The sequence below is a fragment of the Rhodococcus sp. ACPA4 genome (assembly GCF_002300185.1).
Lineage (GTDB): Bacteria > Actinomycetota > Actinomycetes > Mycobacteriales > Mycobacteriaceae > Rhodococcus_F > Rhodococcus_F globerula.
Map to the genome: position 1 here is coordinate 1,315,677 of NZ_NSDY01000001.1, position 20,746 is coordinate 1,336,422.

Genomic DNA, 20,746 nt, shown 5'->3' on the forward strand with positions numbered 1-20,746 from the left:
TTTCGCGCCCCGTGAAAAAGATCTTTCATGGACAGCAGTTGAGGGTCTGACTCGTGTTTACGAACGGAAACACTTCCGCTTGTACACACTCACAGTGGCGCGACCGCACCGGAATCTCACCGGTTTCCTCACCTGCTGTCACTGGTTGACCGTGATGCTACCGGTCGCGGGTCCGTGCTCTGCACGGTCGTACCCTTGAACCATGTCCACAGACCGTTCTCAGCCAGACGCGTGCCCTGGAGCGCTGCAGGTCCACCAGGCCGCAGACGGCCCGTTGGCGCGCGTGCGCCTACCCGGCGGCGCTTTGGCTCCACACCAATTGCAAACGCTGGCCGAGGCTGCCCGCGACGTGGGCAACGGTCAGATGGAACTCACCTCACGTGGGAATATTCAGCTCCGAGCCGTCAAGGACCCCCGCGTATTCGCCGAACGGATCGCGTCCGCTGGTTTGCTCCCCTCGGCGACGCATGAGCGGGTTCGCAACATTCTGGCGTCGCCGCTGTCCGGCCGAATCGGGGGTGTCGCCGATGTGCGTGAGCTGGTTCGCACTCTTGACGCGGCGGTGCAGTCGGACCCCGCGTTGGCGCAGCTACCAGGGCGAACACTCTTCACACTCGACGACGGCCGCGGCGACATCAGCGGTCTACACGGCGATTTCGGACTGCACGCCCACAGCGAATCCGAGCACTCACTCGTCCTCGCGGGGCATCGCACGAACCACCTTGTCCATGTCGACGACGCTGTGCCGATGCTCCTCGACGCTGCGCACGCGTTCCTGAATCTTCGGGACAAGCACTGGCGACTGGCCGAAGTGCCAGACGGAATCGCTCGAACGATCGATCATCTGGGCCTTTCAGCGGAATTTGCCGGTGCCGTCGACCTCGCCCCGGATGCGGGGCCGTCGATCGGATGGCTCGAACAACGCGACGGAACCGTCGCATTAGGCGGCGGACTCCGCTTCGGACTCCTGGACGCACGACTCGCCGAATTCCTCGCCGCCATCGAAAAACCTGTGGTCGTGACGCCGTGGCGCTCGATCATGATCTTCGATCTCGACGAAGGCGCAGCCGAGCAGGTGGTCCGAGTTCTCGCTCCGATGGGCTTGATCTTCGACGAGAATTCGCCGTGGCTCGACGTCACAGCCTGCACCGGAAGCCCTGGATGCGAGAAGTCGCTCGCCGATGTCCGGGCGGACGCCATCGAAGCCGTCGAGCAGGGCTCACTACCGATCGAAGGCCGGCAGCACTGGGCGGGCTGTGACCGTTCCTGCGGGCGCCCCCGCGCGAAAGTAGCCGACGTGATTGCGACGACCGACGGTTACCGGGTGAATCAGACCGATCGGTGATACCTCTATCCTGTGCCCCATGATCGAGTACATCCGTGACGGCGCAGAAATTTATCGCCAGTCCTTTGCCACAATTCGGGCCGAAGCCGACCTGAGCCGTTTTCCGGCGGATGTCTCGCAAGCTGTTGTGCGGATGATCCATGCGAGCGGTCAGGTCGACCTGGTCGACGACATCGCGTTCACACCGAACGTCGTCACCGTCGCGAGGGCTGCCCTGCGAGCGGGTGCGCCGATCTTCTGTGATGCGAACATGGTCGCCGCCGGCATTACCCGTAAGCGTCTGCCCGCCGACAACGACGTGATCTGCACACTGCGCGATCCGCAGGTTCCCTTGCTGGCGAACACAATCGACAACACACGCTCTGCGGCGGCTATCGAACTGTGGGGCCCGAAACTCGAAGGCGCCGTGGTCGCGATCGGCAATGCGCCGACCGCGCTGTTCCATCTCCTCAACCTGATCGAGGCGGGCGGACCGCGGCCTGCTGCTATCGTCGGCGGACCCGTGGGATTCATCGGATCCGCAGAATCCAAAGAAGCGCTGATCGGACACCCCAGCGGCATAGAACATTTGATACTGAGAGGCCGACGCGGCGGCAGTGCCGTCACCGCGGCTGTCGTCAATGCGATTGCGAGCGAACAAGAATGAGCGAAGGCAAGTTGTGGGGAGTCGGCATCGGACCCGGCGATCCGGAGTTGGTGACCGTCAAAGCTGCCCGAGTGATCGGCGAGGCCGACGTCATCGCATTCCATTCCGCGCGGCACGGTAAGAGCATTTCCCGCGGGGTTGCTGCTCCGTACATGCGCGAGGGCCAGATCGAGGAACACCTCGTGTATCCCGTCACGACCGAAACCATCGACCATCCGGGTGGGTACCAGGGTGCGATGGACGAATTCTACGAAGCCGCAGCCGAAAGGTTGGCCGTCCACTTGGCAGCCGGACGCACTGTGGCACTACTCGCCGCGGGCGACCCGCTGTTCTACAGCTCGTACATGCACATGCACAAACGCCTGGCGGATCGTTTCGAGGCCGAGGTCATCCCCGGTGTCACCTCCGTCAGTGCCGCGTCGGCCGCACTCGGAAAACCCCTGGTCGAAGGTGACGAAATCCTCACCATCCTGCCCGGAACCTTGCCGCAAGCGGAGCTCACGCGACGCTTGAAGGAAACAGACGCCGCAGCGATCCTCAAGTTGGGCCGCACCTTCCCTCCGGTTCTGCGCTCACTCGAGGACGCCGGCCGACTCGGCGAAGCGCACTATGTCGAGCGAGCCAGCACACCTCGCCAGCGCGTCGACGCTGCCGCCGACGTCGATCCAGCGGGCGTGCCGTACTTCTCCATTGCCATAGTTCCCAGCCCGTCGAACAATGCAGCGACGCGCGAAAACACCGCAGGTGAAGTGGTTGTCGTCGGCCTCGGACCCGGCGACACCGCATGGACCACACCTGAAGTGGCGCATGAACTTTCACTGGCCACAGACCTTGTGGGATACGGCCCGTACGTCGACCGCGTGCCAACCCGCCCCGGACAGCGCCGCCATTCCAGCGACAATCGCGTCGAAGCGGAGCGGGCAGCGATGGCCCTCGACCTCGCCAAGAACGGCGCCCGCGTGGCCGTCGTCTCGTCCGGCGATCCCGGTGTATTTGCCATGGCTGCAGCGGTACTCGAGGTGGCAGCCGAAGATCAGTGGAGCGGCGTTCCCGTCCGAATCCTGCCCGGCATGACAGCGGCAAATGCCGTGGCCAGTCGTGTCGGAGCCCCCCTGGGTCATGATTACGCCGTGCTCTCCCTCTCGGATCGGCTCAAGCCCTGGGAAGTGGTGTCGCGTCGCATCTCAGCGGTCGCCGCGGCAGATATGGCTTTTGCCGTCTACAACCCGGCGTCGAAATCCCGAACGTGGCAGGTCCAGGCCATGAAGGATTTGGTACTCGAGCACCGCTCCCCCGAAACTCCGGTCATCATCGGCCGAGATGTTGCCGGTGCGGAGGAATCGGTGCGCATCGTCACGCTCGGCGATCTCGAACCGTCCGAAATCGATATGCGCACGTTGCTGATTGTCGGATCGTCCATGACAAAGGTTGTGGATACCGGTTCCGGCCGACAGGTGTTCACGCCGCGTCGCTACCCCTAACCTGATTGTGAAGGATTTTGTTCGCTCAGCGAGCAAAATCCTTCACAACCACGGCGCGGATGTAGCGCCGGGTCACCCACGCCTGCACCAGACGCCCGATCGGAGCACCCAACCGCACCCACCAGGTACCGGGCTTGGAGAATGCCGTTATCTCGAGGCGAACCTGATTGCCGAGTTCGTCGAAATGGACAATGAACGACTCTTCACCGCACTCGGGATGACCACGGCGCGTGCCGTACGCAAATCCGGCCCGGTTCGGCTCGTCGACCACGTAAACAACGCGGACGGGCACCAATATCGGTCCGAAACCGAAAGTTGCGTCTTCGTCGGTCCTGGCGGTGTCACCGGCAGCTTTCACCGTCAATCCAGCGCCGCGATGCATCCCCCACGTCATGACAGTATTGGCCGCTGCCTCGAAATCGGCGCGGGTAGTACCGACCACCGCACGCTCGCGCACGTGGTGATAGCCAACGGGCAGTAGGCCACCTGTTGCTCCGATTTCGGAGTAGGTCAGCGGTTCCTGGTCCACGTCAGCAGTGTGGCACAGCTAGGCGGCAGCGGGTTCCCATCGCGCCTTCACGAGTCGGTCGATGTCACCAACGGCCGGCCCGGACACGATTCCCGGTAGGAGCAACTGCCACATCTCATCGACACGTTCGGTGAGATCAGTGCGCCGGGTGATCACGTTGGACACCAGTTGAACTCCGGTGAACGCAGCCGGAATGAATCGCCCCAAAGCGGCGACGTCCACCGACGGCTTGATCTGACCGCTGTCCTTCGCTTGCTGCACGAGTTCGGTGCATGCATTGATCCAGTCTGCGTACGGCTCGACGGGACCTTCGAATGTGCTCAGTTCCAAGGTCAATCGAATTCCGGCTCGGACGATGGGCTCCTCGACGATCTGCCGTGCCATCTCATGGGTGAGCATGACCGTTTTTTCGAGCGGAGTCGCCGACGTTGCGGATATCGCCTCGACCGACTCGATGGACATGCGGTGCTGTTCTGCGATGACAAACTGTGCCAGTTCGTCTTTCGATGCAAAGTGGAAGTACAGGGCGCCCTTCGTGGTGCCGGCGCCCTCCACGATGTCACTCATGCTTGTGCTGCCGTACCCGGTCTTTTCGAATTGTGCTGCCGCGCCGGCGACGATCTGCTGCCGCGTCAGCTCGGCGCGTGCTTGCTTGACCACGAGAACTCCTCTCTCACTCGAGGGTCCCCCGCAAACCCTCTTCCGGTTTGCACCCCAATCGGGCTATACCCAGAATGATCTCAACTCCCCCAACTAACCAGCAGTGAATTGTCAGAAAATATTTCGCAAATACATAACTCCAGGTGAGGGATGAATCACAGGTGAGATTCGATTCGTCCGGAGGCGCTTTCGTCGACCCGGGCACGGTCGACAAGCTCGCCGACCATGGCAGTCAATTCCATCATCTGATGTGTAATCTCGTCTCGCAGTAGTGCTGTCTCGGCTTCCGACACAGTTCCGGAGGCGGTGTCGATCGACATCAACAGTTCGATATTCGTTCGCAATGCCGTCAGGGGTGCCAGCAAATCCTGTCCGGCATCAGTGATCAATCTACGCTGACGCGCCCGTGATTCCGACAGGGTGCCCAGCATTCGGTTGAAACTGACAGTCAGCGAGGCCAACTCGTCGTCGCCCGTGACCGGTATCGGTGTGAGATCGTCCGTTGCGGCAACACGTTGTGTCGCCGCGGTCAATCGTGCGATCGGCCGTAATCCTGTGCGCGCCACAGCATCTCCTGCGGCATAGGCCAACGCGATACCCGCGGCACCGAGCGCAGCCAGCACTACCGCAAGTCGCTTCAAGACGGAATTTGTCGGCCCGAGCGATTGCGCGACGATCAAAGTCTGACCCGCGACCGACGGCGTAACCAACACCCGATACGAATCCAAGGTCGCAATGGTGGACCCGGAAGCTTTGTGGGCCAGGGATTTGATTGCCTCACCGCTGGTACTGAATGGTGGCAATCCCGGTGTTGCCGTCACCAATGCTCCATCGGTCGTCACCAATCCGACAGCTTGGATCACTGCGGTATCGGCGCCGGCTGTCAGTCCCAAAACCGGTGTGACACCACCGAAGTTGACGGTATCGGCAATTGCGTCGGCTGTTCGCTCCAACTGACGATCGACGTTGCCTTGAAGGTAGGCGTTGAATACGAAATACACCGAAGCAGCAGACGCGATCACAGCAATCGCAACCAAGCCTGCAGTGAGTACTTTCACGCGGGCGTGGAGAGTCCGGACACGAATTGTCGAACGCTTCCGACGCCCGAGTGCGGGGACGGACACCCTCATAGGCACCCTCGGCGTGTTGGACCCGTTCCTGACATAGGTCCAGTATGTTCCGCGAACCTTAGACGAACCTGAACCGCGTGCCCCCGAACTTTCACGTAACTGTCGATTCGAGCCACGCTGCGGCGGCAGAAGGCGAGTTGAAGCTTTCCACGCCCTCCGGTGCCGGTGGGCGCTCCACCACGATCACCGGCAAGCCCAGTTGCCGAGCGGCAACAATCTTGGCGTACGTCTGGTCACCCCCGCTGCTCTTGGTCACTACAACGTCGATACCGCGGCGGCGCATGAGTTCGCGCTCCGATTCGACGTCGAACGGCCCGCGCGCCAGGATCAGTTCGTGGGGCGCAGGCATGGCGCCCGTCGGCGGATCAATGGACCGCACGAGAAAACTCACGCCACTGACCTTCGCAAACGCAGAAACTCCTTGCCTACCAATGGTCAAGAACGCTCTAGTGCCCAACACAGGGACCAATTCCGCAGCATGGCTGAGATCGCGAGCCGGAAACCATCGGTCCTGTGGGTGCTGCGCCCACGACGGCCGCTGGCAGACAGCAAACGGAATCTCGCAGGTGCGAGCCGCCAGATGACCATTAGCCGTGATGCGGGACGCAAAGGGGTGCGTCGCGTCGAGCAACGCACGAATCTCGTTTTCCGCTAACCACCCCGCGAGGCCTTCGGCGCCACCGAAGCCCCCGACGCGAACCTCGCCCTCAGGCCAGCGCGGGTCGCGGACTCGGCCGGCGAGCGACGTGACCACCTCGAGGTCCACCGAATCCGCGAGGCGGGCGGCAATCTCGCGTCCCTCGCCGGTTCCTCCGAGCACAAGAACGCGGGGGCGGGCGTTGTGCACGGTCAGTGTGTGACCCGCTCACGTGCGGCCGAGTACAGGTAACTATCCGGGAACCCCTCGGCCGTGAGCACGCGTCCGACGATGACTACGGCAGTCTTGGTGATGCCGGCCTCGTGAACCTGACGCACTATCGAACTCAACGTTCCACGCACCACGATCTCGTCGGGACGCGACGCAAATGCGACCACCGCGACCGGGCAGTCGATCCCGTAGTTCTCGGCAAGCTCGTCGGCGATCTGCTCGATGCGGTGCGCGCCGAGATGAATCACCATGGTCGAACCACTGCGTCCGAGTGACCGGAGATCCTCACCTTCGGGCATCGCTGTCGACAGCGTCGACACTCGGGTCAGCACGATGGTCTGCGATACGCCCGGAACCGTCAATTCACGGCCCAGTGCGGCCGCTGCCGCGGTAAACGCCGGAACACCCGGCACCATGTCGTATCGGACTCCGGCAGCGTCCAGCCGTCGCGCCTGCTCGGCTACCGCACTGAAGATCGACGGGTCACCGGAATGCAACCGTGCTACGTCGTGTCCCGCCGAATCCGCTGCCACGAGCAGCGCGGTGATCTCGTCGAGGCTCAATCGAGCGGTATCGACCGCCTGCGCGCCGGCCGGGCAGTATTCGAGCAGTTCCGCGGGGACGAGGCTGCCCGCGTACAAGCACACCGGACTTGCCGCGATGATGCGCTGGGCGCGCACCGTGATCAAGTCGGCAGCACCGGGACCAGCACCGATGAAATGAACGGTCATTGAGCGTCTTCCTCTGTGTGATCGGCATCTGCACCGGCAGTTGCCTCCGTTTTTGTGACCGACCACTGCACGACGGGCAGTTGGGGTCGCCACACGTTGAATGTTCCCAAGGGCTCGGCCCGCTGGATCTGCAACCGACGCAGCGTGCCGCCGAATCGGGTGAACCACTCCAGGAGCAACGCTTCCGATTCTGCGGTAACGGCGTTGGCTACCAGTCTGCCGCCGGCCTCGAGGTGGTCCCAGCAGGCGTCGAGCATTCCGGGTTGCGTCACACCTCCGCCGATAAAGATGGCATCGGGTGTGCGAGTCACCTCGGCAAACGATTCGGGCGCGCGCCCGAGGACATCGAGGCTCGGCACACCCAAGGCCCGCGCATTACCATCGATTTGGGAGATCCGCGATGCCGCCTGCTCGAATGACGTTGCGGTGCAACGTGGGTGGGTGCGCATCCATTCGATCGCGACAGTGCCAGACCCGCCGCCGACATCCCACAAGTATTCACCGGGAGCCGGGGCCAGCGCACAGATCGTCAGCGCGCGGATCTCCTGCTTCGTCATCTGACCGTCACCGCTGTATGCCGCGTCGGGCAATCCGGGCACGCGCGTCAGACGGTGCGGTGCGCCCGACACAACACATTCCACGGCAAGAACATTCAACGGGTCGACATCTGCGGCATCGACATCCCACTCGTCCGCCTGGGCAACGGTGCGTGATTCGTGCGCTCCACCCAACTGTCCGAGGACAGTGATCGTGGACCGACCGAAACCGGTGGAGGTCAGTATTTCTGCCACCTCGCCGGGTGTGGCCCTGCCGTTGCTCAGCACCAACAACCGCGCACCGTCGGTGACGGACGGCAAGACGGTGGTGGCGTCGCGGTTGACCAGGCTCACCAACTCCGCATCGGCCGACGCCCATCCCATGCGAGCACTCGCCAGAGCAATCGACGACGGGTGCGAGATCACCCGAAGTTTGTCAGCACCCAGCACACGCACGAGTGTGGCGCCGATCCCGTGGAACATCGGATCGCCGCTGGCCAGCACGCAGATACGGCGGCCCGCGTGAGCGTCGAACAGTCCGGGGAGCGCGGAGAGCATCGGTGTGGGCCAGGCGATCCGATCGGCCGAGGAGCCGTCTACCAATGGGATCAGGTCCAGTTGACGCGAGGAACCCATCAACACCTGAGCGCCGAGCACAGCGCTCTTCGCCGAGTCCGACAAGCCCTCCCAACCGTCAGCGCCGAGACCGACGACAACAACGGGTTCGTCGGCGGTCATCGCGGCATCCGCCGCCAGATCGATTGTGGGAGAAGTCGCATCATGAAGAAAACTGGTTGGAGGATTCGCGGAACCCACACCCGCGTTGCGCCGGACTGCAATCCCCGAACTACCGCGTCGGCGACCTGCGCCGGTGTGCTCGACATCGGCGCCGGCTTCATGCCCTCGGTCATCGAGCCGATCACAAAACCAGGCCGGACAAGCAGTAGTTGAATTCCACTGCCGTGCAACGCATCTCCGAGGCCGCTGGCAAAGCCGTCCAGGCCGGCCTTTGCAGAACCGTAGACGTAATTTGCGCGGCGCACCCGGACACCGGCCACGGACGAGAAGACAGCGATCTTGCCGCGGCCTTGTCGTTTCATCAAGTCCGCGAGAAGAGTCAGGATGCTGACCTGCGCCACGTAATCGGTGTGAACAATTGCAACGGCATGAGCGGCGTCGGTTTCCGCGCGGGCCTGATCACCCAGGATTCCGAAGGCCAGCACCGCGACGTCGATCCGGCCGTGCGCTCGGGCAACCTGTGCGAGGAAGTCCGCATGAGTGTCGGTTGCATCGGCATCGAATTCGACGGCTGTCACGGCTAGGGCGCCCGCGTCCGTCAGCATCGTGCGTTGCTGTTCGAGGTCGCTGCTGCGCCGCGCCGCCAGCACGATTCTTCTGCCGGGGGCCAACCGGACGGCAATCTCCAGACCGATTTCGCTTCGCCCTCCCAGCAGGAGGACCGTCTCGGCATCTTCAGTGTTCGCACCCGCAGTCACTGCACCAGTGTCCTCGATTACCGTCGTGGCATGACCATCACCCCCTCCGCACCCGCCGCGCTCTCCGACGACGGTCTGGCGTTCGTGCGCGAATACCATCTCGCCACCCTGACAACTCTGCGCCCGAACGGCACACCGCACGTCGTGGCCGTGGGATTCACGTGGGATCAGGAAGCAGGAAAAGCACGCGTCATCACCAGCGGCGGATCACAAAAAGCCGTCAACGCCGCCCGGGGTGGTTACGGCGCCATCAGTTCTGTCGACGGTGGACGCTGGCTCACCCTCGAAGGTCCGGCGCGCGTGCTCGACGACCCTGAATCCGTGGCCGACGCCGTTCAGCGCTACGCCGAGCGGTACCGCCAGCCACGGATCAATCCGGCGCGGGTGGTCATCGAAATCGACGTCACCCGCATTCTGGGAACGGCCGCATTCAAACCCGCGGCCGAAGAGCTGACCAGCTAGAGGATGGTCAAACCGTGCGGACGGTTGTTGAACGACTCGCAACCGTCCGCGGTGACAACAACGATGTCCTCGATCCGGGCACCCCAGTTGCCCCGGAAATAGATTCCCGGTTCGATGCTGAAAGCCATACCCTCGGCCAGTTCGATGCTGTTGCCCTCCACGATGTACGGCTCTTCGTGGACCGACAAGCCGATCCCGTGGCCTGTGCGGTGAACGAACACGTCGGCCAACCCTTGTGCAGCGAGCACGTCGCGCGCAGCGGCATCCACGAATTCCGCCGACACGCCGGGGCGAACAGAGTCCACAGCCGCCTGCTGAGCCGCTTCGAGCACGGCAAACTGGGCAGCAACCTCGATTGACGGCTTCCCCATGCTGTACGTGCGAGTGGAATCGGAGTTGTATCCGGGCTCCACCGGCCCGCCGATGTCGATCACCACAATGTCGCCGCTCTCGATCACCCGATCGGACACCTCGTGATGCGGATCGGCGCCGTGCGGACCCGACCCCACGATGACAAATGCCGCCTCGGTGTGACCTTCCTCGAGAATCGCTGCTGAAATCGCCTCGCCGACTTCGGCTTCCGTCCGTCCCACAACGAGAAACTCGGCCATCCGTGCATGCACACGGTCGATGGCCTGACCGGCGCGACGGAGCGCGTCGACCTCCGCGGAGTCCTTGACCATCCGCAGCTCACGCAGCACGCCCGTAGCAAGAATCGGCAACGAACCCACAGCGTCGGCCAACGGAATCAAATGCAGCGCGGGCATCGCATCCGTGACCGCGACCTTCGCGCCCGTCGGCAATTGACCAGCGACAATGGCATACGGATCAACACCGTCCACCCAGTCCAGCACGTCGAGACCAAGATCCCCGACCGCCGATTCCTTCAACGACGCCAGTTCCAGCCGGGGAAGCACCACCGACGCCCTTGCTCCGTCGGCAGCGATCACCAGGGCCGTCAACCGTTCGAAAGAATCCGCACGGGAGCCCGTCAGATAGCGCAAATCCGGCCCCGGCGTGACCACAAGACCGTCCAGACCAGCCGCGCTCGCCAACTCCGCGGCGCGGGCAATACGAGATTCGTAGACGGCTGAGGGGAAACGTGAACCATATTCGGCGGGAGAGGTCATGGCTTCCAGATTAGTGCCGACTGGCAGGATGGTGACCATGAGTGGGCCTTTGCTTCTCCTTGACGGTGCCAGCCTGTGGTTTCGTGCGTTCCACGCACTGCCCGAGTCCTTTGTCGGCGATGACGGCAGACCTGTCAACGCTGTCCGCGGATTCACCGACATGGTCGCGTCGCTGATCACCAAGCACCAACCGAGTCGCCTCGCTGTCTGCCTGGATCTGGATTGGCGACCGCAGTTCCGTGTCGACGCCATCCCCACCTACAAAGCTCACCGCGTTGCCGAGGGATCCGACGGCTCGTCCGAGGAAGTGCCCGATACCCTCACCCCGCAGGTCGACATGATCATGGATGTCCTCGCGGCAGCAGGAATCGCCACCGCCGGCGCGGTCGGTCTCGAAGCCGACGACGTCCTGGGCACGCTGGCCGCCACGGAACGCGATGATCTCACCGTCGTGGTCAGCGGAGATCGCGACCTGTTGCAGGTTGTCACCGACGACTACGTTCCCGTTCGCGTCCTGTACGTCGGCCGCGGCTTGGCTAAAGCCGAACTTTTCGGGCCGGCCGAGGTAGCCGAGAAATACGGTGTGCCCGCCGACCGCGCCGGCGACGCCTACGCGGAACTGGCTGCGCTGCGCGGAGATTCGTCCGACGGACTTCCTGGCATCAAGGGGGTCGGCGAAAAGACCGCGTCGACGCTCATGCTCAGGTATGGATCGCTCGACGGCATCCGCACGGCTGCCGAAGATCCGGAATCCGATATGGCCAAAGGTCTGCGAGCGAAACTGACGTCACCCGAGGCGAAGGCATACCTCGACGCCGCGTTACCCGTTGTGCGTGTCGTGCGTGACGCAGATGTGCAGTTCTCGAGGTCCGACGTGCTTCCCGACGCACCGATCGATCAAGCCCGCTTCGACGAACTGGCTGAAACCTTGAGAATCGAGCGTTCGGCCGGCCGTCTTGCCGCGGCACTCAAAGCTGCGGCAAGCCGACCGGCTGACAACTGACAACTCAGCTGGGGCGCGAGACTTCGTAGGTTCCGGTGTCGTCGACAAACGTCAGCGTCACCGACTTCTTCTCACCCGAGACGGAGAGGGTGCACGTGAACTTTGCACCGGACTTGATTTCCTGACCCGACGGGCAGGAAACGTCGCTGACGTTCTTGGCGCCGTACGACTCGGTGACGATTTTCTCGACACCCTTGGCCGCAGCATTTGCGTCCAGCGTGTCCTTCGACGTGAATACGAAGAGGCCGATGACGACGGCTGCCAGAACGACCAGTACACCGATCGCACCGAAGATCAGCGGCTTCTTGGACTTTGCACCTTGCGGCGGTCCCTGATTCCACTGAACCGGCGCGCCGGGCTGACCACCGGGCTGCGCGCCCCACGCCTGTTGCGGTTGCTGGGCCGTTGGCTGCCCCCAGACCTGAGTCTGGTCGCCGCCTGGCTGTTGACCCCACTGCTGCTGACCCGGCTGACCGGGCTGCTGAGGCTGACCCCACGGCTGCTGACCGTATCCGGGCTGACCGGGCTGCCCCTGTGGCTGGCCTGGCTGGCCGTATCCGGGTTGCCCGTACGCGGGCTGGCCTTGAGGCTGGCCTGGCTGGCCGTATCCGGGTTGCCCGTACGCAGGCTGGCCCTGTGGCTGACCGTAACCCGGCTGACCCTGGGGCTGACCCGGCTGCCCGTATCCAGGCTGTCCCCACGGCTGCTGCGGTGGTTGTTCACCGTTGCCCCACTGCCCATTCGGATCATTCGGTCCGTAAGGCCCGCTCATCTTCGCCTCCACTCGAAACACCAGTCTTCAGTTACCGCGTACGTCACGCATGCCAGATGCCGCGTGCACACGCAACTCCTGGGAATCCAACCACACAGTCCGCGCTCAAGCTGCGTCGAGAGCGACCACTCCGCGACGAATCGCCCCCACGGCCTTCGCCGCGACCTTCGCGACGACGGGATCCGTAGCCGTCAGCCGCACCTGATCGAGGAGATCGATTACCTGTCGGCACCAGCGGACAAAATCGCCCGCCGACAACGCGCGCCCCTGCACACCGGCAGCCAGCAACGCTTCGACCAGCGAATTGTCGCTCGCCCAGTGATAGACCGCCGTGACAAAACCCAGATCAGGCTCACGCGTCGGCGGCAATTTGTGGCGAATTTCGTCCGCTCGCAGTTCACTCCACAGACGCTGGGTGTCTGTGAGCGCATGACGGATCGCCTGCGTCGGAACTCGACTCGTCGTGTCGCCGTCCCTACGGGATTCGTACACGACCGAGGACACGACCGCCGCAAGTTCGGGCGGAGTCAGACCCTGCCACGCACCAGTACGTAGGCACTCGGCCACCAGCAAGTCGCTCTCGCTGTAGATCCGGCTCAGACGTTGCCCGGCTTCTGTCACTTGGGGCACGGACTCGGCGCTCATGTAACCGCGCTCCTTGAGCAACGACACGATGCGGTCGAACGTACGCGCCAAGGAATTGGTGGTGGCTGCCGCTTTTTGTCGCAGTGCCTGTGTTTCCCGAGCCAGCCGGTTGTACTTCTCCCCGATACGACCGAGATGGTCACGATCGGGCCAACTGTGGCACGGGTGCGACCGAATCGCGCGACGCAACGACGCCACCTCGGCGTCCTCGGACGCGCCGCCCTTGTGCCGCTTCTTCCGGCGCGGCGCGGTGAATCCGGTGCTGCGCAACGCCGACGCCAGATCGCGCCGCGACCGTCCGGTGTGGTGATCGACGAACTTCGGCAACCGCATCACACCGAGCGTTTCGGCAGCTTCGGGGAAATCCGCGGCGGACAGTTTTCCGGCCCACTGATCTTCGGCGAGAACCAACGGCCGTGGATCCTTCGGATCGTTGTCCGGCACAAGCACAACGGCGGTACCCGAATGGCGTCCGATCGGAATCGCGATGACGTCACCGCGTCGCAGCGTACGCAGCGACGCGACGGCCTGATCGCGGCGATCCTCACGACTTTCTCGTTCGAGTTTGCGTTCCCGATCGCTCAGTCGATCACGCAGCGACGCGTACTCGTAGTACTCACCGTCTGGACCACCGAGCTTGTCCTGCAACGCTTTCAGCGCGGTCTCGTTGCGTTCGATGCTCCGCACCACGCCTACCACGGAGCGGTCCGCCTGGAATTGGGCGAACGAGCGCTCGAGCAGCGTGCGGGATTCCTTGACGCCCATGCGATCCACCAGATTGATCGACATGTTGTATGACGGCCGAAAAGAGCTGCGCAGCGGGAATGTTCGGGTGGACGCCAAGCCGGCGACGTCGGTCGGTTCGACACCTGGCTGCCACAGGACGACTGCATGCCCCTCGATATCGATGCCGCGTCGGCCAGCTCTACCGGTGAGCTGTGTGTACTCACCCGGCGTCAGCTCAGCGTGAGTTTCGCCGTTGTACTTGACCAGCCGTTCGAGAACCACGGTGCGGGCCGGCATGTTGATGCCCAGTGCCAGAGTTTCAGTGGCGAATACAGCGCGGACGAGGCCCTTGACGAACAACTCCTCGACCGTCTGCCGGAAAGCGGGCAGCATCCCGGCGTGATGGGCTGCCAGACCGCGCTGCAACGCCTTACGCCACTCCCAGTAACCGAGCACCTCCAAGTCCTCTTTGGGGAGGCCACCGATGTGTTTGTCGATGATCGTGTCGATCTCGCGCACCTGTTCGGGAGTCGTCAGATCCAGCCTCGAGCGAACGCACTGAGTCAGCGCGGCATCGCACCCGGCGCGCGAGAAGATGAAGGTGATTGCCGGCAGCAAACCTTCCTTGTCCAGTTGTGCGATCACGTCAGGCCTGGGAAGTGGCCGGAAATCGTTGGCACTCTGGTAGCGACTACGGCCACGACCGCGCGGCTGCCAGCTTTCCACCCGGTCGAGGGCCTGACGTTGTTTGACATGCCGAACCAGATCCTGGTTGACAACAAACTTCGAGGGTCCGGCCGAAGGATTGCTACGGCTGTCGAAGAGATCGAAGATCCGGCGCCCCACCATGATGTGCTGCCACAACGGAATCGGCCGCGTCTCGTCGACCACAACGGTGGTGTCGCCGCGGACAGTCTCCATCCAGGCGCCGAATTCCTCGGCATTGCTCACGGTGGCGGACAAACTCACCAACCGCACGTCCTCGGACAGGTGCAGGATCACTTCTTCCCACACTGCGCCGCGGAACCGGTCGGCCAGGTAGTGAACCTCGTCCATGACAACGTGTGACAGACCGCGCAACGCCTCCGAATTGGCGTACAGCATGTTGCGAAGCACCTCGGTGGTCATGACAACAACAGGAGCGTCCGAGTTGATGCTGGTGTCTCCGGTGAGCAAACCGACTTCACTGGGGCCGTATCGCTCGCTCAGTTCGGCGTACTTCTGATTGCTCAATGCTTTGATGGGCGTGGTGTAGAAGCACTTTCGCCCAGCAGCCAACGCCAGGTGGACGGCGAATTCGCCGACCACAGTCTTTCCCGCACCTGTCGGCGCGCACACCAGCACACCGTGCCCCTCTTCGAGGGCGCGGCAGGCGTTGATCTGGAACGGATCGAGGTCGAACTTCAGCCCCGAAGCAAATTTGCTGAGCTCAACATCAGAACTCGTTTCACTACTACTCATAACCACCTCGTCAGCGTGTCACACGCCGGCGACACGGGAACCCCAGCACCCTGGAGACACGCCTCACAAGGTACCGGGGAACGCCTCACAGGGTGTCGGTAAAGTCCTGGCCCGACGTGTTGCCGGCAGTACCGGAACCGGCTTCGGTCGCAGCAGTTGCCTTCGCCTTCGACTTCCGGCCGAACAATCCGCGTGACTCCGCCTTCGGCTTCGCGGGTTCGTCCAAAGCTTCGTTCAAGTCGGTCGGCGCCGAGATCGACGACGCTTCCTCGTCCGACAGCGCGCCCCAGTCTTCGCCGGACTTCCTGGCCTTGCGCTTGTCGTTGATGCGCGCAATCTGCACTGCGAACTCGAACAGCAGAGTGAGCGAGAGCGCAAGCGCGAGCATCGAGAACGGGTCCGAACCCGGAGTTGCGATGGCCGCGAACACGAACAAGCCGAAGATCAAGCCGCGACGCCACGCCTTGAGCCGCTCGTAGGTAAGGATTCCCGCAAAGTTCAGTACGACGACCAGTAGCGGAATCTCGAAACTGACGCCGAAAATCAGCAGCAGGTTGATGATGAATCCGAAGTACTCGGAACCACTGAGCGCGGTGATCTGAACGTTGTCACCGATGGTGAGAAGGAAGTGCAAAGCCTTCGACACGACCAGGTACGCAAGAACGGCACCGAGGATGAAGAGGCCGGCACCGGCGGTGACAAACGCCACGGCGTAGCGGCGTTCCTTCGAATACAGGCCCGGAGTGATGAATGCCCACAACTGGTACAACCAGATCGGACTGGCAAGCACGATTCCCGCGGTGAGGGCCACCTTGAATCGCAGCATGAACTGCTCGAACGGACCGGTTGCGAGCAAACGACACGCATCGTCGACGCTGAGGTTTGCGCGGCTTTCGACCGGAAGCTCACAGTACGGTCCGCGCAGTAGGTCGCCGAGGCTTTCGATCCCGAAAATCGACGCGGAGTACCAGAAGAATCCGAAGGCGGTGGTAATGATGACACCGAGGAACGCGAACAGCAGTCGAGTTCGTAATTCGTACAGGTGGTCGATCAACGACATGGTGCCGTCGGGGTTGACCTTCCGCTGGCGGTTACGCGGGTCTAACGGAATTCGCACTGGTACATCCTGCTCTTGGCAAACTGGTTTTGGTCAGCACACAACCGGGGTGAATACAGATTTCACCCCGGTTGGACAGCGGCATGTAGCTAGAGCGGCTTGACTTCGGTCGGCTGCGCGATCGGAGCAGCAGCGCCGGTAGCGGTCACCTGTGCGGTCGGCAGCTGAGCCGGGGCCTGAGCAACGACGGGCGCAGCAGGAGCCGCGTCGTCATTCTGCATTTCCTTGACTTCACTCTTGAAGATGCGCAGTGAACGGCCGAGTCCTCGAGCTGCGTCGGGCAGTTTCTTCGACCCGAACAGAATGACAACGACAACAGCAACAATCAGCCAATGCATCGGCTGCATTGCACCCATAATGACCTCCCATGATCAGATTCCTCGATGCTACCGGACACAACCGGCGTAAGGAGGCTTCCAAGTCCTTACTTCAGCTACCGTTTACCTGTTTGTTTCATGCGCGATTGCTGTGAAGCCCGCTCACGATCCGATCGTGTCGTAGGCGTCCAACGCCGTCACCGCCCGATTATGCACTTCGGCAACCAGTTCCGGCGGTGCAAGCACCCGAACACCCTCACCGAACCCGAGAACCAACCGTGCCATCCACTCGAGTGTCCCGAAACTCATTGTTGCCTCGACGGAACCGTCGTCGTTCACCTTCTGGACGTCCATCGGGTAGTAGTCGAGCATCCAGACACAGTTCTGAGCTACGAACAATCGGGCTTCGGGCAGTGATCCGTCGCCACTGAACAATTCCAGACTGGAATCCTCGTCGAGCGCGTGCGGTGGCGGAGTGGACGGCTCGTCGAGTTCGATTGCCGCATCGATCCGATCGAATCGGAACAACCGCACACCCTCGGCCTGGCGGCACCAGCCCTGGAGATAGCTGAAATTGTCGACCAACACGATTCGCACCGGATCGACCACCCGCTCGGACACCGCGTCCCGCGAAGCCGAGTAGTAGGTCAGCTTCAGTGCGCGCCGATCAGCCAGCGCCGACCGGACCGTCGCCGTTACCGGATCTTCGGCGACATCCACTTCCGGTTCGGCCTCATGCCCGTTACCCGTGGCGCGCGCTGCCGCAGAGCCTGCCGCCGCTTCGATCTTGGCAATTGCTCGTTGCGCCGCGGACGGATCGACCATGCCCGGCATCTCCACCAGCGAGCGCAACGCGATGAGCAACGCGGTCGCTTCGGTCGACGTCAACCGAAGGGGCCGGTCGATACCGGCGGAGAACGTGACGTCGATACTCTCCTCGGAAAATGACAGGTCGATCAGATCGCCCGGGCCGTACCCGGGCAGCCCGCACACCCACAACTGATTGAGATCGTTCATCAACTGCGTTGTGCTGACACCGAGTTCGGAGGCAGCCTCCGCGGCGCTCATTCCAGGGTTCGCGATGAAAAACGGAACAAGATTCAGCAATCGAGCAAGCCTCGACGACAGGCGATTGTTCATCAGTGAGTTTCCTTCTGCTCGGCAATCTCCGAGCGTGCCGCAGCACCTTGAAGTTTGGTGATCACGTCAGCCCGCAGGTCCGGCGGATCAAGCACCAACGCATCTGCCCCGTGTCCGGCGATCAATCTGGCAGTCCACTCCCACGATCGAACCGGGATCGACAGAACGCTTCCCTCGCGTTCGGTCAGCGTCCGATCCGTCATCGACGACGCCAACCTGCGCAGCTCGTGTGCGCGGTTCGCCGCCACCCAGACAGTCGCGGTACCGGTCACGACACCGGATCCGGTTACTCGGTCCACAACCTCGCGAAGATCAAGACCCTCCGGTTTGTGCACCGCGCCGGCTGGGCCGAATTCGCGAACATCGTCACCGATGCGGGACAGGCGGAACGTGCGGACAGCGTCCCGATCGACATCATGACCGACCAGATACCACTTGCCGTTATGCGTGACCACGCCCCACGGCTCCACTGTCCGCTCGATGAACGGTTCGTTGAGCGCAGCGCGATGCTGGAAATGAACGGCCCGGCCCGCGTCGACTGCGGCGAGCAGCTTCCCGAGAGCCGGTTCGGAACCACGTGAGCGAGCCGGAATCGCAGTAATCGGCGCGGCGGAAACATCCCCGTCGACCTGTACACCGGCAGCACGCAGTTTGAGCAAGGCACTCTGTGCGGCGGAAATCAGCTCGGGCGATTCCCACAGCTGCACGGCAACGGCAACGGCCGCCGACTCTTCGCTGGTCAAATCGACATCAGGAAGCTCATACGCATTGCGATTGATCCGATATCCCTCGACCGTCGAAAACCGCCCAGCCGGTCCCGTCTCCAACGGAACTCCGAGGTCACGAAGCTCGTTCTTGTCCCGCTCGAACATCCGGGAGAACGCCTCGTAGTTGGCGGAATCGCTGTAACCGGCTACTGAATCACGGATTTTCTCCGCAGTGAGGAACTGCCTGGTGGAGAGCAATGCAATCACCAAGTTCATCAACCGCTCGATTTTCGATGTCGCCACGCCGAAATCCTAGTGGCTCTGCGGTTGCCGACACGTCAGCGCACTACATCGACGCGATGAGTCGCTCAACTCTCTCGTCGACCGAACGGAACGGGTCCTTGCACAGGACTGTTCGCTGAGCTTGATCGTTGAGCTTGAGATGCACCCAGTCGACGGTGAAGTCACGCCCCGCGGCCTGCGCTGCAGTGATGAAATCGCCGCGAAGTTTCGCGCGTGTCGTCTGCGGTGGGTTGTCGACGGCGTCGTCGATCGTTTCGTCCTCCGTGACGCGCTTGACCAAGCCCTTCTTCTGCAACACGTCGAACACTCCGCGCCCACGCTTGATGTCGTGATACGCAAGATCGAGCTGCGCGATCTTCGGGTCGGACAGATCAAATCCGTGACGATCCTGGTAGCGCTGGAACAACTTACGCTTGATCACCCAGTCGATCTCGGTGTCGACCTTCGCAAAATCCTGGGCTTCGACGGCGTCGAGCATGCGGCCCCACAAATCGACAACTTGCTCTACCTGCGGATCCGGTTCGCGATTGCGCAGGTGCTCCACAGCCTTCGAGTGATACTCACGCTGGATGTCGAGAGCACTGGCCTGGCGGCCGCCGGCCAACCGGACCGGGCGCTTTCCGGTGACGTCGTGGCTGACCTCTCGGATGGCACGAATCGGATTGTCGAGGGCGAAGTCGCGGAAGGAGACTCCAGCCTCGATCATCTCGAGCACCAAGGCGGCAGAGCCGACCTTCAGCATCGTGCTGGTCTCGGCCATGTTGGAGTCGCCCACGATGACGTGCAGGCGACGGTACTTCTCGGCGTCGGCATGAGGTTCGTCGCGGGTATTGATGATCGGACGCGAACGTGTGGTGGCCGACGAGACGCCTTCCCAGATGTGCTCGGCACGCTGGGAGAGACAGAACGTGGCTGCCTTCGGTGTCTGCAGAACCTTTCCGGCACCGCAGATCAACTGACGCGTCACGAGGAACGGCAACAGCACGTCGGAGATGCGGGAGAACTCGCCAGCTCGCGCGACCAGGAAGTTCTCGTGGCAACCGTACGAGTTTCCGGCGGAGTCGGTGTTGTTCTTGAAGAGGTAGATGTCGCCACCGATTCCCTCTTCTGCCAACCGCTCTTCCGCATCGATGAGCAGTTCCTCGAGAACTCGCTCACCGGCCCGGTCGTGGTTGACCAGTTGGATGAGGCTGTCGCACTCGGCGGTTGCGTACTCCGGATGAGAACCAACATCCAAGTACAGGCGCGCTCCGTTGCGGAGGAAGACGTTGGAACTACGACCCCACGACACGACACGACGGAAGAGGTAACGAGCAACCTCGTCGGGGCTCAGTCGCCTGTGCCCGTGAAAGGTGCAGGTAACGCCGAATTCCGTCTCGATACCCATGATTCGTCTCTGCACACTTCGACAGTACAACCAGAATGCCCGCTTCACCCGTGTTGACGAACTCCCGTGGCGTCACGACTCGACAACATCTCGAGTCGGCATAGTGTGGCGGGGTGAGCTACCTGCACCGAAAACTTGTCCGAACCGACGTCAA

Annotated in this window: 20 protein-coding genes and 1 riboswitch; of the genes, 5 read left to right on the forward strand and 15 right to left on the reverse strand. The window is 62.6% G+C overall.

The genetic code is table 11. The features are described from left to right. Positions 1-20: 20 nt before the first annotated feature. A riboswitch (cobalamin riboswitch) is annotated at positions 21-151 on the reverse strand. Between the two features lie 51 nt (positions 152-202). The 3 genes from cobG to cobJ are packed head-to-tail and all read left to right on the forward strand — an operon-like array spanning position 203 to position 3,472. Then, positions 203-1,345: a precorrin-3B synthase gene (gene cobG / locus CJ178_RS05985; protein WP_095886349.1), complete on the forward strand. Its 1,143-nt coding sequence runs from the start codon at positions 203-205 to the stop codon at positions 1,343-1,345. A gap of 19 nt (positions 1,346-1,364) precedes the next feature. Further along, positions 1,365-1,991 carry a precorrin-8X methylmutase gene (locus CJ178_RS05990; protein WP_033231973.1) on the forward strand — a complete coding sequence of 209 codons (627 nt, stop codon included), beginning with the start codon at positions 1,365-1,367 and terminating at the stop codon, positions 1,989-1,991. Continuing rightward, on the forward strand, positions 1,988-3,472 hold the full coding sequence (gene cobJ / locus CJ178_RS05995) for a precorrin-3B C(17)-methyltransferase (RefSeq protein ID WP_095886350.1): 1,485 nt from the start codon (positions 1,988-1,990) through the stop codon (positions 3,470-3,472). Before CJ178_RS05990 ends, cobJ begins: the two co-directional genes overlap by 4 nt. A gap of 25 nt (positions 3,473-3,497) precedes the next feature. Here the strand turns inward: cobJ and CJ178_RS06000 are convergent, their stop codons facing one another. From CJ178_RS06000 to CJ178_RS06030, 7 genes are all read right to left on the reverse strand, one after another. Next, complete coding sequence (locus CJ178_RS06000; RefSeq protein WP_095886351.1) at positions 3,498-4,001, reverse strand: DUF1990 domain-containing protein; 504 nt, start codon at positions 3,999-4,001, stop codon at positions 3,498-3,500. A gap of 18 nt (positions 4,002-4,019) precedes the next feature. After that, the gene (locus tag CJ178_RS06005) at positions 4,020-4,661 is read right to left on the reverse strand and encodes a ScbR family autoregulator-binding transcription factor (RefSeq protein WP_033231970.1); all 642 of its coding nucleotides are present in this window, start codon (positions 4,659-4,661) and stop codon (positions 4,020-4,022) included. Between the two features lie 155 nt (positions 4,662-4,816). Beyond that, positions 4,817-5,719 (reverse strand): HAMP domain-containing protein, encoded by a 903-nt coding sequence (locus tag CJ178_RS06010; RefSeq protein ID WP_257013015.1) that lies wholly within the window; start codon positions 5,717-5,719, stop codon positions 4,817-4,819. 163 nt (positions 5,720-5,882) lie between these two features. Continuing rightward, positions 5,883-6,638 (reverse strand): cobalt-precorrin-6A reductase, encoded by a 756-nt coding sequence (locus CJ178_RS06015; protein WP_095886353.1) that lies wholly within the window; start codon positions 6,636-6,638, stop codon positions 5,883-5,885. A 2-nt stretch (positions 6,639-6,640) separates the two neighbouring features. Further along, positions 6,641-7,390, reverse strand: coding sequence for a precorrin-4 C(11)-methyltransferase (gene cobM / locus CJ178_RS06020; RefSeq protein WP_095886354.1), 750 nt, complete (start codon positions 7,388-7,390; stop codon positions 6,641-6,643). Beyond that, positions 7,387-8,664, reverse strand: a complete 1,278-nt coding sequence (gene cbiE, locus CJ178_RS06025; protein ID WP_095886355.1) for a precorrin-6y C5,15-methyltransferase (decarboxylating) subunit CbiE — start codon at positions 8,662-8,664, stop codon at positions 7,387-7,389. The genes cobM and cbiE overlap by 4 nt, the downstream gene beginning before the upstream one ends. Next, positions 8,661-9,422: an SDR family NAD(P)-dependent oxidoreductase gene (locus CJ178_RS06030; RefSeq protein ID WP_257013019.1), complete on the reverse strand. Its 762-nt coding sequence runs from the start codon at positions 9,420-9,422 to the stop codon at positions 8,661-8,663. The genes cbiE and CJ178_RS06030 overlap by 4 nt, the downstream gene beginning before the upstream one ends. 30 nt (positions 9,423-9,452) lie before the next feature. Here CJ178_RS06030 and CJ178_RS06035 point away from each other — a divergent pair, with 30 nt between their 5' ends. Then, the gene (locus CJ178_RS06035; protein ID WP_033231965.1) at positions 9,453-9,884 is read left to right on the forward strand and encodes a PPOX class F420-dependent oxidoreductase; all 432 of its coding nucleotides are present in this window, start codon (positions 9,453-9,455) and stop codon (positions 9,882-9,884) included. Here CJ178_RS06035 and CJ178_RS06040 read toward each other — a convergent pair. Then, the gene (locus CJ178_RS06040) at positions 9,881-11,014 is read right to left on the reverse strand and encodes a M24 family metallopeptidase (protein ID WP_095887864.1); all 1,134 of its coding nucleotides are present in this window, start codon (positions 11,012-11,014) and stop codon (positions 9,881-9,883) included. The genes CJ178_RS06035 and CJ178_RS06040 overlap by 4 nt on opposite strands. A 37-nt stretch (positions 11,015-11,051) precedes the next feature. Between CJ178_RS06040 and CJ178_RS06045 the strand changes: the two genes are divergently transcribed. Beyond that, positions 11,052-12,017 (forward strand): 5'-3' exonuclease, encoded by a 966-nt coding sequence (locus CJ178_RS06045; RefSeq protein ID WP_033231964.1) that lies wholly within the window; start codon positions 11,052-11,054, stop codon positions 12,015-12,017. Positions 12,018-12,021: 4 nt separating this feature from the next. On the opposite strand, the gene CJ178_RS06050 is transcribed toward CJ178_RS06045, so the two are convergent. From CJ178_RS06050 to pafA, 7 genes are all read right to left on the reverse strand, one after another. Continuing rightward, on the reverse strand, positions 12,022-12,789 hold the full coding sequence (locus CJ178_RS06050) for a DUF4333 domain-containing protein (protein ID WP_092807898.1): 768 nt from the start codon (positions 12,787-12,789) through the stop codon (positions 12,022-12,024). Positions 12,790-12,894: 105 nt separating this feature from the next. Continuing rightward, the gene (locus tag CJ178_RS06055) at positions 12,895-15,621 is read right to left on the reverse strand and encodes a DEAD/DEAH box helicase (protein ID WP_045067824.1); all 2,727 of its coding nucleotides are present in this window, start codon (positions 15,619-15,621) and stop codon (positions 12,895-12,897) included. An 85-nt stretch (positions 15,622-15,706) separates the two neighbouring features. Further along, positions 15,707-16,738 carry a twin-arginine translocase subunit TatC gene (gene tatC, locus CJ178_RS06060; RefSeq protein ID WP_095886357.1) on the reverse strand — a complete coding sequence of 344 codons (1,032 nt, stop codon included), beginning with the start codon at positions 16,736-16,738 and terminating at the stop codon, positions 15,707-15,709. Between the two features lie 89 nt (positions 16,739-16,827). Next, positions 16,828-17,094 (reverse strand): Sec-independent protein translocase subunit TatA, encoded by a 267-nt coding sequence (gene tatA, locus CJ178_RS06065; RefSeq protein WP_033231961.1) that lies wholly within the window; start codon positions 17,092-17,094, stop codon positions 16,828-16,830. Between the two features lie 123 nt (positions 17,095-17,217). Next, a complete protein-coding gene (locus CJ178_RS06070) occupies positions 17,218-18,195 on the reverse strand; it encodes a helix-turn-helix transcriptional regulator (protein ID WP_095886358.1) in 978 nt (325 codons plus the stop codon). Next, positions 18,195-19,205 (reverse strand): helix-turn-helix transcriptional regulator, encoded by a 1,011-nt coding sequence (locus tag CJ178_RS06075; protein ID WP_033231959.1) that lies wholly within the window; start codon positions 19,203-19,205, stop codon positions 18,195-18,197. The genes CJ178_RS06070 and CJ178_RS06075 overlap by 1 nt, the downstream gene beginning before the upstream one ends. Positions 19,206-19,248: 43 nt before the next feature. Beyond that, entirely contained in the window at positions 19,249-20,607 is a 1,359-nt protein-coding gene (pafA, locus tag CJ178_RS06080; protein WP_181317503.1) for a Pup--protein ligase, read from the reverse strand. Between the last annotated feature and the right edge of the window lie 139 nt (positions 20,608-20,746).